This is a genomic window from Salegentibacter echinorum (assembly GCF_900129445.1).
GTDB lineage: Bacteria > Bacteroidota > Bacteroidia > Flavobacteriales > Flavobacteriaceae > Salegentibacter > Salegentibacter echinorum.
This window is the reverse complement of sequence record NZ_FQVT01000001.1, coordinates 35,187-49,946: the sequence shown is the minus strand read 5'-3', so window position 1 is coordinate 49,946 and position 14,760 is coordinate 35,187. Positions and strand designations below refer to the sequence as shown.

Sequence of the window (14,760 nt, the reverse complement as noted above, 5' to 3'; positions counted from 1 at the left end):
AACACAACAAAATGAACCCAAAATGGAACTAACCATAGGGTTATTTACTCTCTACTCCAATAAATGTTGGGATAGAGAACTGTTTAAAATCAAATTAAATACGTCTCGTGTATCTTCTGGAAATCTCTTATGAGAAAAGGAGGTGTATAATCTCTAAATGGAACAATATTTTTATCCAGCCCATCAAAGAGATTGATATAAGAATATAAAAATGTCGCAACAAAGATTTGTTGCTCAAAACTTAAGTTAGTGTAAGAGGTTTTTAAATCATCTTGACCATCATTCGCTATTTGTGCATCTGAACAGCAATTGTCCTTATTCATATCAAACTCACATTCCAGATCTGAATGCTCATTCTCCATGCTACAGGCTTCTGCTGAATGACCGAATGAAAACTCTGCTAAGGTTTCTCCACAAAAATGCATATTAATACTAAAAGAGGTTGTGATGAAAAACACCAGAACCGACATAGAAATAGACAATATTTTATGGAAAAATAATCTCATCGCAATGCAAATATATACAAAACAACGAAATATAAAAACATTATTAATGCTTTTCGTTATGTTAAACTTTTACTTCCTATACTATTTTCGCCAAAAATAAAAGAATCAAACTTCTAAAAATATGATAAATATCATATTTCTATTCTCTTTTTTGCAGTATATTCGGCAAAAATAAGTTCTAAAAAATTCATTATTAAGAATTATATTAAAAAATTAATTAACATTTGTTAATTTTTTTATATTCGTATTATGCAAAGCTTTAATAAAATAATAGCTGTTTCATTGATACTTGCAGTAATGTTTGCTTCATCGTCTTTTACTGTGAACATGCATTTCTGCTGTGATAAACTCGTGGATATGGCTGTTTTAAATAAAGCTCAGGTTTGTGATAACGCGATGAAAGCCCAGACCAATCCTTCAAAAAAATGTTCGTTCGAAAAAAAAGGTTGCTGTGATAATAAATCTATAGTTAAAGAAAGCAGCGATAACTTTCAAAAAGCTTCATTTGAGATGGAAAATCATAAACTGATTTTCCTACACACATTTTTTTACACTTACGTAAATCTATTCGAAGGCTTGGAGCAAAATATAATCCCATTTAGGGATTATGACCCACCCCTCATACCGAAAGATTTTCAGGTACTCCACGAGGTATATTTAATTTGATTTCTTCCTAAGTAGGTTCTTTTTCAAACAACCTACCCTATATGTTGGCCTGTACTACGCAAAGGCTAACAACTGGTGCGCTCTATCCTGAGCATACCACACCTTCAACTATTTGAAAAACAGAAATTTATAATCTCTTAGAATAAATACCATTCTAAGAATAAATAATTAATACTATGGATTTACAGAAAGAATTCTGGATAAAGAATATGGTATGTAGCCGTTGTCTAAAAGTAATAACGCAAGAACTGGAAGAAATGGGAATAACCGTACTCTCTTTGGAATTAGGTAAACTATTGGTTGAATCTTCAAAAAACACAAACACGGAGGTTACGTATAAAGTTACCAAAGTACTTCATTCCAATGATTTTGAGATAGTACAAAGTGAAGGGGAAATGCTGGTTGAAAAAGTAAAAATCATTCTAATCGAACTGCTTACTCAGTTACCACTTCATTTAAAAACAAATACTTCAGAACATTTGTCTTCTACGCTCAACAGGGATTATAAAATACTGAGCAGGCTGTTTTCTAAAAATGAAAACACCACCATTGAAAAATACTTTATAAAACTGAAAATTGAAAAAGTAAAAGAACTTATTCAATTAAACCAATATTCTTTTTCAGATGTGGCGTATATGCTGGATTATAGTAGCATTAACCATTTATCAAGACAGTTTAAAGAGATTGTGGGAATGAGTATGAGCGACTATAAAAACACAGAAAAATGGAAACGAAATTTCTATGATGAAATTATATAAATAACAACGAAAGTTATGCAGATGAAGTAGCATAAAAACAGATAGCTTTCGTGTTAATTATAATATTAAAAACCCTAAAGCCTGAACTCCCTAAGGCTTGTGTTGATAATCCCCCAATTACAACATAAGCCAGTTCAGGTCTTAAAAAGGCGGGGAATAAACATTAATTAAAATAAAAAACAATGAAAAATCACTGGTTATGGATGGTCCTCGGTTGTGGACTGCCGCTTTTACTCATCTTTTTAGCACCATCTATTGGAATTGGTGGTGGCACCTGGCTTTTTGCATTTATTATAGTAATGTTCGCAGTACACTTGCTAATGCCAATGCGGCACGGGAGCCATACGCACGGATTGTCCAATGAGAACTTAAAAAAGAAGGACAAAAAAAAAGAAGGACAACATCACTAAAATTTATGGTATGAAACAAAAATTTCAAATTAATGGTATTAGTTGCGGCGGCTGCGTTAGCAGGGTCAAAAAAACCTTGGAAGACCACCCAAAGATTGAAAAGGCAGAAATTTTTCTGGCACCAAAAGGAGCTACAGTCATCACTATGAAGGAAACGCTTTCAGTAGATGAGTTACAAAAGCAACTCAGCGACCTGGAGGGTTACACAATTGAAAAACTATAAAAGTAACTTAAAATCAAAAATTATGTTTTTTCACGACGGAAGTTTCGGAGGTATGCACCTGATATGGTGGATTATTTGGATGGCGTTTATCATTTGGATTTTCTTTATCCCAACTGATATCCCATACCAAAAACCGAAAAAGGAAAAGCCATTGGACATCCTAAAAAACAGGTTTGCCAAGGGCGAAATTTCAAAAGAAGAATTCGAAGAATCCAAGAAATTATTAAACTCAGATAACTAACCTTAAAACTCATAAATTATGTATCGATTAAACGTAAAGAAATTCGGTTTTGCCCTTGGTCTAACAGGAGCTTTGATTTACCTGGGCTGTATGATTGTAATGGCTACAGCGGGAAAGGAAGCATCCATAACATTTTTTAACAGCCTAGCGCACGGATTGGATGTTACCAGTATTATTAGGATGGATGTACCCTTATGGGAAGCACTTATTGGCATTATACAGATATTTATTTTGGGATGGCTCATAGGAGCCTGTATAGCGGCATTTTACAATGCTCAAATAAAAAACAAATAGGATTTAAAAATTGAAAAAATGCTATGGCAAAATTAAAGATCCTATTCATTCATTTAGTATTGGGGGCAGGCATTTTTTATTTCCTGGTACACCCTTTCACAATGGTAATCTATTGGTTTGAGTTCAGTAATACGGCCTTCTCTTTCCCATTGTTTCAACAAGTCTTAGAAGAACGTTTTGTGGAATCTTTCACTTTCGATATGCGGGGTATGGGTGGTCTATTAACTCTATTGGGAGGCTTCTTAGGGGTAGTTTCAGGTTTATTCTGGATAAACCTGAAAAAGAAAAATGAAATTATTGGAGCACAACAGCGGCTGCTTGTTCGTGATATTGAGGAATTGATCCAGGCCGGGGAAAATGAGCGGGTGGAATTTAAGTCTTCCATACGCTACGATTATTACCGTAAAACAACCAACCGGGAGCTGGAAGTTATCATAGCTAAAACCATCACAGGTTTTATGAACGCAAAAGGTGGAAAATTAATAATTGGTGTTGATGACGACGGAAATGTTCTGGGGTTGGGAAAAGATTATAAAACCCTAAAGCACAAAAACAGGGATGGGTATGAACGTGCGGTGTTCAGGATTATTTCTACACAACTGGGCCACGAGTTTTGTTTCAGCAACCATATTTCGTTCTACAATATTGAGGAGAAAGATGTATGCGTAGTGGATATTGAACCTTCCAACGAACCGGTTTATGTGAGTGATGAAGGAAAAACCACTTTTTATGTACGCACAGGAAATGCTACGTATCCATTATCGGTAAAAGAAACAGTGGATTATTTAAAAACCAAAAAAGCTTAAGCTTATACAATACAACTAGTTTATAAAAGAGATATGGAAAAGAAATACACCAAATGATTCGATTACTAAATCCTTTGGCTTGACAGGTAAATCTAATTCGGACAGAATTAGTGGAATTAAACCCGAAATCAGGGATTAAAAAGACGAAAAAAATGAAAATTTTATTGGCAATAGATGGTTCAGATTTTAGTAAAGTAGCAATTGATGAACTTAACAAGCTGACCTTGTCCTCAAATTGTGAAATTCATATTATAAATGTTTATGAAGCTCCTAAATCAACCGGTTTGGGATTGCATTCTATGGGCGGCAGGACAGGGAATTATCTGGAAGAAATTAGAAGTAGTGCTCAGAAATTGGGAAACAAAATCGTTTCAGAAGCTTCTGAAAAAATCCAGAGAAAAAGTAAGACACTTAGCATAACAACAAGTGTTGTGGGTGGACTGGCCAAAAGTGCTATTAATGAAAAAGCAGAAGATTGGGGTGCAGATTTAATTGTAGTTGGTTCTCAAGGTCACGGTGCACTTTCACGCTTAATATTGGGCTCTGTATCCCAATATTTATCCACAAACGCCAAATGTTCAGTATTGATTGCAAGAGATAGAAATAAATAATGAAAGAAAAGCACCTAAATAACATTATGTTGGAATCCAGTTGTAAGATAACAGATGAAATATGCCTACCCGATACTAAATTACCACGTGTGGTAATCATTGGTGGCGGATTTGCAGGCTTAGCTTTGGTAGAAAAGCTAAAAAATAAGAATGTTCAAGTCATAATATTTGACAAAAATAATTTTCATCAATTTCAACCTTTATTTTATCAGGTGGCAACGAGTGCCCTGGAGCCAGACAGTATTGTATTTCCATTCAGAAAGCAAATCAATGGCTATAAAAACGTTTTGTTCCGTTTGGCCGAAGTACAAGAAATCCACCCTTCTTCAAACGTTATTACAACCAATAAAGGAAAGGTTCATTACGATTATCTCGTAATGGCAACCGGAACAATTACCAATTTTTTTGGTATGGATAAGGTCGAGTCACATAGCCTTGGGATGAAAGACATTCGCGATTCCCTAAACATTCGTCATATGATGTTACAGAATTTAGAACAGGCTGCCATCACCTGTGATGATAAGGAACGCGATGCGCTTACTAATTTCGTAATAGTGGGCGGTGGCCCCGCTGGCGTGGAAATGGCCGGTGCGTTAGCTGAATTTTGTAAATACATCCTCCCAAAAGATTACCCGGAGTACCCTTCTTCAATTATGAATATTTATTTAATAGAAGCCGGTGATGAATTACTAAATACAATGTCTGATAAAGCATCTTCGAAAACCCTAAAATATTTAGAGGGTTTGAAGGTAAATGTACAGTTAAATGAAGCGGTTAGCAATTATGATGGCAACGAAGTCACCACTAACAGTGGCAAGACCATTTTGGCCAAAAACCTTATCTGGACGGCGGGCGTAAAAGGACAGTTCCCAAAGGGCGTTGACAAAAAACACGTAGTTAAGGGCAATCGTATCAAGACCGATAGCAATTTAAAAGTAGAAGGCTATAAAAACATATTTGCCATTGGCGATATAGCAGCACTTATTTCCAAAGACACCCCAAATGGCCATCCACAAGTTGCACAAGCAGCTATTCAACAAGGAAAATACCTCGGCGACTCCATACTCAGTATCATAGAAAACAAATCCGTAAAACCTTTTAAATACAAAGATAAAGGTTCCTTGGCCACAGTAGGTAAACGCAAGGCAGTAGCCGACTTGGGGAAATTGAAGTTTGCTGGCTATTTCGCCTGGTTGCTATGGTCTATAGTACACTTGATGTCCATAAGCGGATTTAGAAATAAATTGATGGTTGGTTTTAATTGGGTGGTAAGCTATTTTTCTTACGAAAAGAGTAATCGCCTGATTATTAGAAATTTTAACCCGAAATCTTCGATTAAAAACAGGGAAAAATAATTTAAAATGAAGAATAACAGAGAGAATAAAGATAAGCTTTCCCTATTAGGTTCCATATCCCTTGGTACAGGTGTAATGATTGGTGCTGGCATATTTGTGCTAATGGGTCAAATAGCTGAATTAGTAGGAGATCTATTTCCAATAGCATTTATTGCGGGAGCTATTGTGGTAGGTTTTAGCTCGTACTCTTATGTAAAGTTTTCAAATGCATTTCCATCGTCTGGTGGCGTCGTGAAATTTCTTTCAAAATCCTATAGCCCAGGAACGGCCACAGGTGTTTTTTCTTTGTTGATGTACGTCTCTATGGTAGTCTCCGAAAGTCTGGTGGCCGGTACTTTTGGAGCTTATACCCTTAGGTTATTTCCGGAGTCTTATGCAGGTTATGCTTCTACCCTGGGTGTTGGGCTAATTGTTGTTGCTTATATAGTGAACATCCTGGGCAATAAGGTTATTGGTGCCACTGCGACATTTACCGCTATAATAAAGGTGATGGGAATAGCAATACTGGCCATCGCCGGCCTTGCAATTTCAGGTTTTGCCGATATTACGGGAAACTATATTCCCGAAAATACCGAGACATTACCACCAGGTTTCGGATTTGTGGCCGCTTTAGCCTTGTCTATACTTGCTTATAAGGGTTTTACTACTATTACCAATCAAGGCGGGGATATTAAAAACCCGCATAAAAACCTGGGACGGTCCATTATTATTTCTATTCTTATTTGTACACTTATCTACGTAGCACTGGCTTTGGCCGTGGCCGGTGGTTTAAGTATCCCCGAAATTATTGCAGCAAAAGATTATGCCCTTGCGGCGGCAGCAAGACCTGTTTTTGGCGAATGGGGATCCTGGATTACGATTGGTATTGCCATAATAGCAACGGTCTCTGGGGTCATTGCCAGTGTGTTCTCATCATCACGCCTGTTGGCGATGCTTAGCAATATGAAACAGGTGCCTTCCTTGACCAAATTGGGCAGTTTAAAGAATCCGGCACTCATATTTACCGTTTCCCTTGCTATTTTATTGACGATCCTGTTTGATTTAACCAGAATTGCATCCATCGGGGCTATATTTTACCTCGTTATGGATATCGCAATTCATTGGGGGCTGTTCCGCTATCTTAGAAAAGAAGTTGATTTTAAACCAATTATCCCTGTGATTGCCATTCTACTGGATGTTGCAGTACTCTCGGCCTTTATTTATATAAAATACCTGAACGATCCCTTCATACTTATCGTTGCGGCAATTGGGATTGCTCTAATAATTCTCGCGGAACGTCTTTTTATGATTTCCCATACAGACGATAAAGGCAATATGCCGATGGGAATGGAAACTGAAAAAAATGATAACCATAATTAATTAAAAACAATCTTTATGAAAAATATAGCAGTTATAGGATACGGGGTAATCGGTAAAAGAGTTGCCGATGCCATTAATAAACAAGACGATATGGAACTCACGGGCATTTGCGATATCATTAGCGATTGGCGTATTCAAAATACCGTAAGAAAAGAGTACGATATCTACGCAGCAACTCAGGAGGCAGCTAATAAAATGAAGTCCGAAGGCATTTCAGTAAAAGGTGATATACAAGACCTTTTGAAAAAAGTGGATCTTGTGGTGGATTGCACCCCGAAAAAAATAGCGGCACAAAATGTAAAAATTTATAAAGAAAAAGGCATCAAATTTATTCTACAAGGTGGCGAAAAACACGAAACCACAGGCCATTCCTTTAGTGCAGAAAACAATTATAAATCGGCTATAAATCTTAATGCTACAAGAGTTGTTTCCTGTAACACCACCTCTATCTTGAGAACATTGACAGCTTTAAAAAGAGCTGAATTACTTGAGTATGCCAGAGGTACACTTTTAAGAAGAGCCACCGATCCTTGGGAAAGCCACCTCGGTGGAATAATGAACACGATGGTTCCCGAAAAGGATATCCCAAGCCATCAAGGACCCGACGCCAAAAGTGTCGATCCAGACTTGGATGTTATCACTGCCGCAGTAAAAGTACCGGAAACCCTGAGCCATATGCATTATTGGAACGTGAAGTTAAAAAAACAAGCGTCGAAGGAAGAAGTGCTAAACGCGCTCAAAACCTCCAGCCGGCTTAAACTAATTCAATATGACCAGGGTTTGGTTTCTAATAATACCATTAAGGAAATGTTCTTGGATATGGGCAGGCCCTGGGGCGATATGTACGAAGTAGCCCTATGGGAAAATATGCTAAAAGTACAGGGCGACGAACTTTTCTATGCTTATGTAGTCGATAATCAAGCTATTGTAATCCCTGAAACAATTGATGCCATTAGGGCATTAACTGGAATTGAAACAGATGGGGTAAAATCCATCGCCAAAACAAATGAAAGTTTAGGAATCCATTAAACACTATCGAGATGAAAACAAGCAAAAATGTAATAGAACTTTTAGGAGAGAAAGCAGACTTCTATTTAGAACACGTTTGTGAAAAAATAACAAAGGATGAACTGCAAACCCCCAGTAAAGCAAACATAGATAAGATATTTGTTCAAAGTAACAGAAATCCACAGGTACTGCGAAGTCTTTCTCAATTGTATAACCACGGAAACCTTGGCGGTACAGGCTATTTGAGCATCCTTCCCGTAGACCAGGGTATTGAGCACAGTGCTGCTTTTTCATTCTATAAAAACCCGGATTATTTTGACCCGGAGAATATTATAAAATTGGCAATAGAAGCAGGTTGTAATGGAGTGGCTTCCACCTTTGGGGTTTTAGGGTTAAACGCACGAAAATATGCCCATAAAATTCCGTTTATCGTGAAGATTAATCACAATGAACTGCTTACCTACCCGAACAAATATGACCAAACACTATTCGGAAAAGTAAAATCAGCTTGGAATATGGGAGCCGTTGCCGTAGGTGCTACCATCTATTTTGGCTCAAAGGAAAGCAACCGGCAGCTAAAAGAAATTGCCGAAGCTTTTGAGGAAGCCCACAATTTAGGTATGGCTACCATTCTATGGTGTTACACCCGGAATGAAGCTTTTAAAACCGGTAAAGAAGATTATCACGTATCGGCCGATGTAACCGGGCAAGCCAATCATATTGGAGTAACGATACAGGCAGATATCATCAAACAAAAATTACCTACAAACAATTTCGGATTTAAAGAAATTGGGTTTGGAAAATATGACGATGAAATGTATAAAACACTAACTACAGAACATCCCATTGACCTTTGTCGGTTACAAGTCGCCAATTGCTATATGGGCAAAATAGGATTGATCAATTCTGGTGGTGGCTCAAAAGGTGAATCAGATTTGACTGAAGCGGTAACAACAGCAGTTATTAATAAAAGAGCTGGCGGCTCTGGATTGATTATGGGTCGAAAAGCATTTCAAAAGCCTTTTATTAAAGGGGTTGAATTACTGCAATCCGTCCAACAGGTATATCTGGAAGATAGTATAACCATAGCTTAATTATAACGAAAACAATTTAAAACCAATAAATTATGAAAAACATACTCGTACCAACAAATTTTTCCAAAAGTAGCCAGCAGGCTGCACAATTGGGAATAAAACTTGCCCAGGCCTTTAATGCGGAGATACACTTCCTCCATATGATCCAAACACCGATGGACTGGGTGGACCTGGATAAAACCAAGGAAAAAAGATATCCCGAAGTTTTAGCAAAAATAGGCGAGGCAAAAACGGAATTAAGGGAATTGGAAAAAATCGGAGAACGGGAAGGGCTGGAATGCCGCACCTTTATAGATTATAATCCTGGTCAAAGAAATATCCTTCAGCATTCCGGATATTATAAGCATGATTTTATCGTGATAGGTACTAGCGGGAAAAAAGGCTTTTTGGGGGAACTTATGGGCAGCTATACCGACCAAATCGTCAGATATGCCAACGTACCCGTAATCGTGGCCAAAGAAACAGAAGCAAGTTTCCCCTGGCAAAATATCCTTTTTGTTTCCGATTTTCAAGAAGATGTGAGCAGAGCTTTTAAGGAAGTAATCCCACTGGCTCAGAAACTTGATACCAGTTTAAACCTGTTGCGTATAAATACCGAGACAGACTTTAATAGTATTAAGGATGGTCGCGCCCCAATAAAAGAATTTTTAAAAGGTTTCCCCGAACTGAAACAGGTAAAAACACACGTATACAATGGGCCGTCGGTAGCCGAAGGGGTCAGTCATTTTACAAAACACAACCCGGTGGATATTATCGTGATGAGTACGCAAGGAAAAACTGGTTTTTTAAGCCTGTTCTCCAGAAGTGTCGCAGAGGATGTCGTACAAAAATTTGACCTGCCGGTAATGACCATTAAAATATAACAATGAATAAACCAGTCCTAATAAAAAAATATTCCGGCGAGTATGAAGCCTTTGATGTAAACAAACTCATCAAATCCTTGCGGCGTTCACGGGCAGATGAGGATATTATTCAGGATATAGCCCGGAAAGTACAAGCGCAGATTGAAGAAGGAATGACCACCAAGAAAATCTATCAATTGGCTTTCAAGATGCTAAAATCGAGATCGAGGGTAAGTGCTTCAAAGTACAAACTCAAAAAAGCTTTGATGGAGCTGGGCCCAACAGGCTTTCCATTTGAAAGGTTTGTGAGCAAACTATTAACGCACGAAGGGTTTGTAACACAGGTGGGTGTGATTGTGCAGGGCAATTGCGTGCAGCACGAAACAGATGTGATAGCCCAACAGGATAACGAACATTATATGATTGAATGTAAATACCATAGTGATCAAGGGCGGGTTTGCAATGTTAAAGTGCCCCTTTATATCCATTCAAGATTTTTGGACGTTGAAAAACAATGGAAGCGCCAAAAAGGTCACGAAGCTAAAATTCACAAAGGAGGTTTATATACCAACACCCGATTTACAAGTGATGCTATACAATATGGTAAATGCGTTGGGCTATTATTGACAAGCTGGGATTACCCAAGGGGCGATGGCTTAAAAAACAGGATTGACAAGTCTGGTCTGCACCCTTTAACCGCTCTAACAACGCTGACCAAAGCCGAAAAAAGGAAGTTGTTGGAGAAGGGATTCGTGCTCTGTAAAGAGATTCACGAAAACCCTGCAATCTTAGAGCAGATTGGGGTTACTAAAAGAAGATACAATAAGGTTTTAGAAGATTCTGAAAACTTATGTAGAACAATTTAAAAACAATTATTAATGAGCAATAATATAAACATTCACTTTCTAGGCGCAGCAGGTACAGTAACCGGCTCAAAATACCTCGTGGACACAGGAGATAGAAAGATACTCATAGATTGCGGACTTTTTCAAGGGCTAAAGGAATTACGCCTTAAAAATTGGGAATATCCACCCGTTGAAGTTTCAGAAATTGATATGGTCTTGCTTACCCACGGCCATTTGGACCATACAGGATATTTGCCAAGGTTAGTAAAACAAGGATTTAAAGGTGTCATTTACGGTACTAATCCCACTTTGGATATTGCTGAAATCATTTTGAACGATAGTGGCAAAATACAAGAACAGGAAGCCGAACGCGCCAATAAAGAAGGCTATTCCAAACACAATCCTGCTAAACCATTGTACGACTTGAATGATGTAGAAAAAACCATTCCGCACTTTAAAGGGATTCCGCAAGCACAATGGATTCCATTGTTTGATGGCATAAGGGCCCGATTCCAATATAACGGTCACATTCTGGGAGCTACTTACATTCAGTTGGATGTGCACGGGAAACGTTTTGTGTTTTCAGGAGATATTGGCAGAACTAACGATTTACTATTATATCCACCGTTAAAACCGAAAAAAGCCGATGTACTATTTATAGAATCCACTTACGGTGGAAGATTTCACCCAGACGAAGCGGAAGCACTTCCGAAGATTGAAAAATTGGTCAATGACACAATCAATAGAGGTGGAAGTCTTTTTATTCCAAGTTTTTCGGTAGAACGCGCCCAACTGATGATGCTGATTTTTTGGAAACTATTGAAAGAGAAGAAAATCCCAAAAGTACAAATGATAATGGATAGCCCAATGGGTGCTAGTGTATTAGAATTGTTTCATCGCACAAGAGATTGGCACAGATTAGATGAGAGTGAATGTGATGAAATGTGTTCAAATTTTACAATTGTTAGTAGCTATCGCGAAACTATGGAATTACGAAGCGATAACACACCAAAAATCGTCATTGCAGGCAGCGGAATGCTAACAGGAGGTAGAATGCTAAATTATCTTGAAACCCAAGCCCAAAACCCAACTAACACCTTGCTTTTTATAGGTTATCAGGCTGAAGGTACGCGAGGTAGAAAATTATTGGAAGGCGATAAAGTACTCAAAGTGTATGGAAAATGGGTTCCTTTTGATATGGAAGTTGCGGAAATTGAAGGACTTTCGGCTCACGCTGACCATAAAGAACTTATAGAATGGATTGGCAAAATAAAAAATGCACCAGAGCGCATTTTCATAGTACACGGTGAAAAAGATAGTGCAGAGGCATTGCAGAAGGACATAAAGAAAACTTACGATTGGGATGCTGAAATACCTCAGCTATATAGTATAGAAAATGTATAACTTTTTAATCATATAAAATGCACACCAAAAAAGCAAGCACCAATTGGCATGTGATCACCGGTGGGCCTAGCACTGGAAAAACCACTGTAATCAACATGTTGGCTGAGAGAGGTTATAAAACAACCATTGAGCACGCAAGGCATTATATAGACACCATGCGCACCGAAGGCCAAACGGTTGAAGATTTAAGAAGCAATCGTAAGAAATTTCAAATAGGGGTCTTGGATATGCAAATAGAACAAGAAGCTTCCATATTGCCCCAAGACTTGGTTTTCTTAGATAGGGCCATTCCAGATGCTATGGCATACTATCAATTTTTAAAGCTTGATTATGATGAGAAGCTGCTCACCGCAGTTAAAAACACTTCCTATAAAAAAATATTCATTTTAGACCGATTACCATTCACCAAAGATTATGCCCGTACTGAGGATGAAGAGGCGCAAAAGAAAATACATCAATTAATAATAAATGTTTACACATCCCTAGGATTTCCAATTGTTTCTGTTCCAGTTTTGCCACCAACTGAACGGGTAGAATTTATTTTAAAAAAAATAGAATAGCATACACAATCAAGTATCTAAATGTAATTTATAACGCAAATGTTTAGCAAATTCAATAAAAAAGATCGTAGAGCATATAGCACAGCTATGATGTTCACGGCAGCATTGTTCTATTTTATTTTGGGCTGTACAGATATAAATGCTCAAAACGAAATGCTCATCGGGCAGATTTCAGGCAGGGATGTAGTGCGAAAAAATTTTGATAAAGAAGGTGATTTTCTCAATAAACAAACTTTTTCATCCGGAAAAATTATCGATAAGAATGGAGTTTATGAAATTAAGGTGGTTACGGAATTGTTTGATAAAGACAGAAAATCAACCGATAAATACACTACTACCTATCGTTGTGAGCCAGATGACGCCAATGTAATGATAATGGCTTTTCCGTTTTCCAAGCCAAAATCAAAAGAAACTGAAATTAATACCGTTTCTGAAAATTTTAAAAAGCTCTACGATTTAGAAAACCTGAAAGATATTGAATTGGAAATGAGTTTTGACTCGGGCTTGTTAAACTTCTTTGGTTCCAAAAGCATCATAAAAATTTATGACCGAAAATTAGAGGATGGGAAAAACACTATAAAATCAAAAATTAATATTAAAGCCTATGCCTGGGGAATTCGCGTTAAACAACTCAATTATACCGTTATCGAAAAATTAAATGAAGAAGGTTTATTGACCTTTCAGGAATTTACAGAAGAAGATAACAGCTTTTTTACAATAAACTATAAATAAAGACAGATGAAAAATTACGATACACTTTCAGAAGCCATAAATGACTTACAAGCAAACGACTATCCTTATGATTTCAATTTAAAGCCAGAGTGCTTAGAATGTCCTTCCCTTAAAATTGAGATCCGGCCAGAAGATTTTAAAGTAGATAAAACCTATCGCTTTGAAGGAATGAGCAGCACCGATGATAATAGTATTTTATATGCTATATCCTCCAAAAATGGAGTTAAAGGACTTCTGGTAGATGCCTACGGTGTCTATGCTGAAAACCTAACGGAAGCAATGCGAAAAAAATTAAGATAAAAGCTTAAAAATGATAGATTTAGATAAAATTTCAACCAAACCACCACAAACGATTTCAAAAGGCGGGGCAAAGAAAAATCTGGTACAGCTTCGCAAAGAACTTTTTGAGCTTCAGAATATGTTTTATGCCGATGGGCGTTTTGGTTTGCTTATTATCCTACAAGGCATGGATACTTCCGGCAAGGACGGAACCATTCGTCACGCCCTCAGCAGTATGAACCCCCAAGGCGTTCAGGTTAAATCCTTTAAAAAACCAACGCAGGAAGAACTGGAACATGACTTTTTGTGGCGGGTCTACCCGCACATTCCCGCCAAAGGTATGATCCAGGTCTTTAACCGTTCCTATTACGAAGATACAATTATGCCAAGGCTCAACAATTCCCTTCCAGAAGAGATTCTCGCACACCGCTGCAAACTTATAAAGCATCTTGAACAGCATTTTAAACTGAGTAACATTCACGTACTCAAATTTTTTCTCCATATCTCGAAAGAAGAACAAAAAGAGCGCATAAAAGAACGACTTATAAAGCCTCATAAGCGCTGGAAATATAGTGCTAATGATAAGAAGGCAGCCAAAAAATGGGATGCTTATAGAACTGGCTACAATATGGTGTTAAATGACTGCGATGAACCTTCCTGGCATATTATACCCGCAGATAAACGTTGGTATCGTAACTATAGCGTTGCCAACATAATTACGGAGCATTTAAAAAAACTAAACCTAAAATATCCTAATACTTAAAAAT

At 37.6% G+C, this 14,760-nt stretch carries 20 protein-coding genes; 19 read left to right on the top strand and 1 reads right to left on the bottom strand.

Annotation, left to right across the window (positions count from 1 at the left end; genetic code table 11):
* Positions 1-89 precede the first annotated feature (89 nt).
* Entirely contained in the window at positions 90-506 is a 417-nt protein-coding gene (locus tag BUA71_RS00265; protein WP_072875608.1) for an HYC_CC_PP family protein, read from the bottom strand.
* A gap of 249 nt (positions 507-755) precedes the next feature.
* Here BUA71_RS00265 and BUA71_RS00260 point away from each other — a divergent pair, with 249 nt between their 5' ends.
* The 19 genes from BUA71_RS00260 (at position 756) to BUA71_RS00170 (ending at position 14,756) form a co-directional block, all read left to right on the top strand.
* Positions 756-1,172, top strand: a complete 417-nt coding sequence (locus tag BUA71_RS00260) for an HYC_CC_PP family protein (protein WP_072875606.1) — start codon at positions 756-758, stop codon at positions 1,170-1,172.
* 176 nt (positions 1,173-1,348) lie between these two features.
* Positions 1,349-1,930: a helix-turn-helix domain-containing protein gene (locus BUA71_RS00255; protein ID WP_072875604.1), complete on the top strand. Its 582-nt coding sequence runs from the start codon at positions 1,349-1,351 to the stop codon at positions 1,928-1,930.
* 182 nt (positions 1,931-2,112) lie between these two features.
* A complete protein-coding gene (locus tag BUA71_RS00250; RefSeq protein ID WP_072875602.1) occupies positions 2,113-2,340 on the top strand; it encodes a hypothetical protein in 228 nt (75 codons plus the stop codon).
* A gap of 10 nt (positions 2,341-2,350) precedes the next feature.
* On the top strand, positions 2,351-2,563 hold the full coding sequence (locus tag BUA71_RS00245; RefSeq protein WP_072875597.1) for a heavy-metal-associated domain-containing protein: 213 nt from the start codon (positions 2,351-2,353) through the stop codon (positions 2,561-2,563).
* A gap of 22 nt (positions 2,564-2,585) precedes the next feature.
* Positions 2,586-2,804 carry an SHOCT domain-containing protein gene (locus tag BUA71_RS00240; protein WP_072875595.1) on the top strand — a complete coding sequence of 73 codons (219 nt, stop codon included), beginning with the start codon at positions 2,586-2,588 and terminating at the stop codon, positions 2,802-2,804.
* Positions 2,805-2,822: 18 nt separating this feature from the next.
* Complete coding sequence (locus BUA71_RS00235; protein ID WP_072875593.1) at positions 2,823-3,098, top strand: DUF5676 family membrane protein; 276 nt, start codon at positions 2,823-2,825, stop codon at positions 3,096-3,098.
* Between the two features lie 23 nt (positions 3,099-3,121).
* Positions 3,122-3,904 carry an AlbA family DNA-binding domain-containing protein gene (locus tag BUA71_RS00230; protein WP_072875591.1) on the top strand — a complete coding sequence of 261 codons (783 nt, stop codon included), beginning with the start codon at positions 3,122-3,124 and terminating at the stop codon, positions 3,902-3,904.
* A gap of 152 nt (positions 3,905-4,056) precedes the next feature.
* On the top strand, positions 4,057-4,515 hold the full coding sequence (locus tag BUA71_RS00225) for a universal stress protein (RefSeq protein ID WP_072875589.1): 459 nt from the start codon (positions 4,057-4,059) through the stop codon (positions 4,513-4,515).
* Complete coding sequence (locus tag BUA71_RS00220) at positions 4,515-5,870, top strand: NAD(P)/FAD-dependent oxidoreductase (RefSeq protein ID WP_072875587.1); 1,356 nt, start codon at positions 4,515-4,517, stop codon at positions 5,868-5,870. Before BUA71_RS00225 ends, BUA71_RS00220 begins: the two co-directional genes overlap by 1 nt.
* A 6-nt stretch (positions 5,871-5,876) precedes the next feature.
* On the top strand, positions 5,877-7,229 hold the full coding sequence (locus BUA71_RS00215; RefSeq protein WP_072875585.1) for an APC family permease: 1,353 nt from the start codon (positions 5,877-5,879) through the stop codon (positions 7,227-7,229).
* Positions 7,230-7,244: 15 nt separating this feature from the next.
* A complete protein-coding gene (locus tag BUA71_RS00210) occupies positions 7,245-8,258 on the top strand; it encodes a type II glyceraldehyde-3-phosphate dehydrogenase (RefSeq protein ID WP_072875583.1) in 1,014 nt (337 codons plus the stop codon).
* An 11-nt stretch (positions 8,259-8,269) separates the two neighbouring features.
* Positions 8,270-9,331 carry a class I fructose-bisphosphate aldolase gene (locus BUA71_RS00205; protein WP_072875581.1) on the top strand — a complete coding sequence of 354 codons (1,062 nt, stop codon included), beginning with the start codon at positions 8,270-8,272 and terminating at the stop codon, positions 9,329-9,331.
* 32 nt (positions 9,332-9,363) lie between these two features.
* A complete protein-coding gene (locus BUA71_RS00200) occupies positions 9,364-10,194 on the top strand; it encodes a universal stress protein (protein ID WP_072875575.1) in 831 nt (276 codons plus the stop codon).
* Between the two features lie 2 nt (positions 10,195-10,196).
* Positions 10,197-11,039 (top strand): ATP cone domain-containing protein, encoded by an 843-nt coding sequence (locus tag BUA71_RS00195; protein ID WP_072875573.1) that lies wholly within the window; start codon positions 10,197-10,199, stop codon positions 11,037-11,039.
* A gap of 12 nt (positions 11,040-11,051) precedes the next feature.
* Complete coding sequence (locus BUA71_RS00190) at positions 11,052-12,422, top strand: MBL fold metallo-hydrolase RNA specificity domain-containing protein (RefSeq protein ID WP_072875572.1); 1,371 nt, start codon at positions 11,052-11,054, stop codon at positions 12,420-12,422.
* 17 nt (positions 12,423-12,439) lie between these two features.
* On the top strand, positions 12,440-12,982 hold the full coding sequence (locus BUA71_RS00185; RefSeq protein WP_072875571.1) for an AAA family ATPase: 543 nt from the start codon (positions 12,440-12,442) through the stop codon (positions 12,980-12,982).
* Positions 12,983-13,135: 153 nt separating this feature from the next.
* A complete protein-coding gene (locus BUA71_RS00180; RefSeq protein ID WP_394333522.1) occupies positions 13,136-13,714 on the top strand; it encodes a hypothetical protein in 579 nt (192 codons plus the stop codon).
* Positions 13,715-13,720: 6 nt separating this feature from the next.
* Complete coding sequence (locus BUA71_RS00175; protein ID WP_072875570.1) at positions 13,721-14,014, top strand: phosphoribosylpyrophosphate synthetase; 294 nt, start codon at positions 13,721-13,723, stop codon at positions 14,012-14,014.
* Between the two features lie 10 nt (positions 14,015-14,024).
* Positions 14,025-14,756, top strand: a complete 732-nt coding sequence (locus BUA71_RS00170; RefSeq protein ID WP_072875569.1) for a PPK2 family polyphosphate kinase — start codon at positions 14,025-14,027, stop codon at positions 14,754-14,756.
* Positions 14,757-14,760: the final 4 nt, after the last annotated feature.

What these genes read in the sequence shown, in the direction of transcription:
- BUA71_RS00265 (WP_072875608.1), bottom strand. Translation starts at nt 506, where the DNA reads ATGAGATTATTTTTCCATAAAATATTGTCTATTTCTATGTCGGTTCTG.
- BUA71_RS00260 (WP_072875606.1), top strand. Translation starts at nt 756, where the DNA reads ATGCAAAGCTTTAATAAAATAATAGCTGTTTCATTGATACTTGCAGTA.
- BUA71_RS00255 (WP_072875604.1), top strand. Translation starts at nt 1,349, where the DNA reads ATGGATTTACAGAAAGAATTCTGGATAAAGAATATGGTATGTAGCCGT.
- BUA71_RS00250 (WP_072875602.1), top strand. Translation starts at nt 2,113, where the DNA reads ATGAAAAATCACTGGTTATGGATGGTCCTCGGTTGTGGACTGCCGCTT.
- BUA71_RS00245 (WP_072875597.1), top strand. Translation starts at nt 2,351, where the DNA reads ATGAAACAAAAATTTCAAATTAATGGTATTAGTTGCGGCGGCTGCGTT.
- BUA71_RS00240 (WP_072875595.1), top strand. Translation starts at nt 2,586, where the DNA reads ATGTTTTTTCACGACGGAAGTTTCGGAGGTATGCACCTGATATGGTGG.
- BUA71_RS00235 (WP_072875593.1), top strand. Translation starts at nt 2,823, where the DNA reads ATGTATCGATTAAACGTAAAGAAATTCGGTTTTGCCCTTGGTCTAACA.
- BUA71_RS00230 (WP_072875591.1), top strand. Translation starts at nt 3,122, where the DNA reads ATGGCAAAATTAAAGATCCTATTCATTCATTTAGTATTGGGGGCAGGC.
- BUA71_RS00225 (WP_072875589.1), top strand. Translation starts at nt 4,057, where the DNA reads ATGAAAATTTTATTGGCAATAGATGGTTCAGATTTTAGTAAAGTAGCA.
- BUA71_RS00220 (WP_072875587.1), top strand. Translation starts at nt 4,515, where the DNA reads ATGAAAGAAAAGCACCTAAATAACATTATGTTGGAATCCAGTTGTAAG.
- BUA71_RS00215 (WP_072875585.1), top strand. Translation starts at nt 5,877, where the DNA reads ATGAAGAATAACAGAGAGAATAAAGATAAGCTTTCCCTATTAGGTTCC.
- BUA71_RS00210 (WP_072875583.1), top strand. Translation starts at nt 7,245, where the DNA reads ATGAAAAATATAGCAGTTATAGGATACGGGGTAATCGGTAAAAGAGTT.
- BUA71_RS00205 (WP_072875581.1), top strand. Translation starts at nt 8,270, where the DNA reads ATGAAAACAAGCAAAAATGTAATAGAACTTTTAGGAGAGAAAGCAGAC.
- BUA71_RS00200 (WP_072875575.1), top strand. Translation starts at nt 9,364, where the DNA reads ATGAAAAACATACTCGTACCAACAAATTTTTCCAAAAGTAGCCAGCAG.
- BUA71_RS00195 (WP_072875573.1), top strand. Translation starts at nt 10,197, where the DNA reads ATGAATAAACCAGTCCTAATAAAAAAATATTCCGGCGAGTATGAAGCC.
- BUA71_RS00190 (WP_072875572.1), top strand. Translation starts at nt 11,052, where the DNA reads ATGAGCAATAATATAAACATTCACTTTCTAGGCGCAGCAGGTACAGTA.
- BUA71_RS00185 (WP_072875571.1), top strand. Translation starts at nt 12,440, where the DNA reads ATGCACACCAAAAAAGCAAGCACCAATTGGCATGTGATCACCGGTGGG.
- BUA71_RS00180 (WP_394333522.1), top strand. Translation starts at nt 13,136, where the DNA reads ATGCTCATCGGGCAGATTTCAGGCAGGGATGTAGTGCGAAAAAATTTT.
- BUA71_RS00175 (WP_072875570.1), top strand. Translation starts at nt 13,721, where the DNA reads ATGAAAAATTACGATACACTTTCAGAAGCCATAAATGACTTACAAGCA.
- BUA71_RS00170 (WP_072875569.1), top strand. Translation starts at nt 14,025, where the DNA reads ATGATAGATTTAGATAAAATTTCAACCAAACCACCACAAACGATTTCA.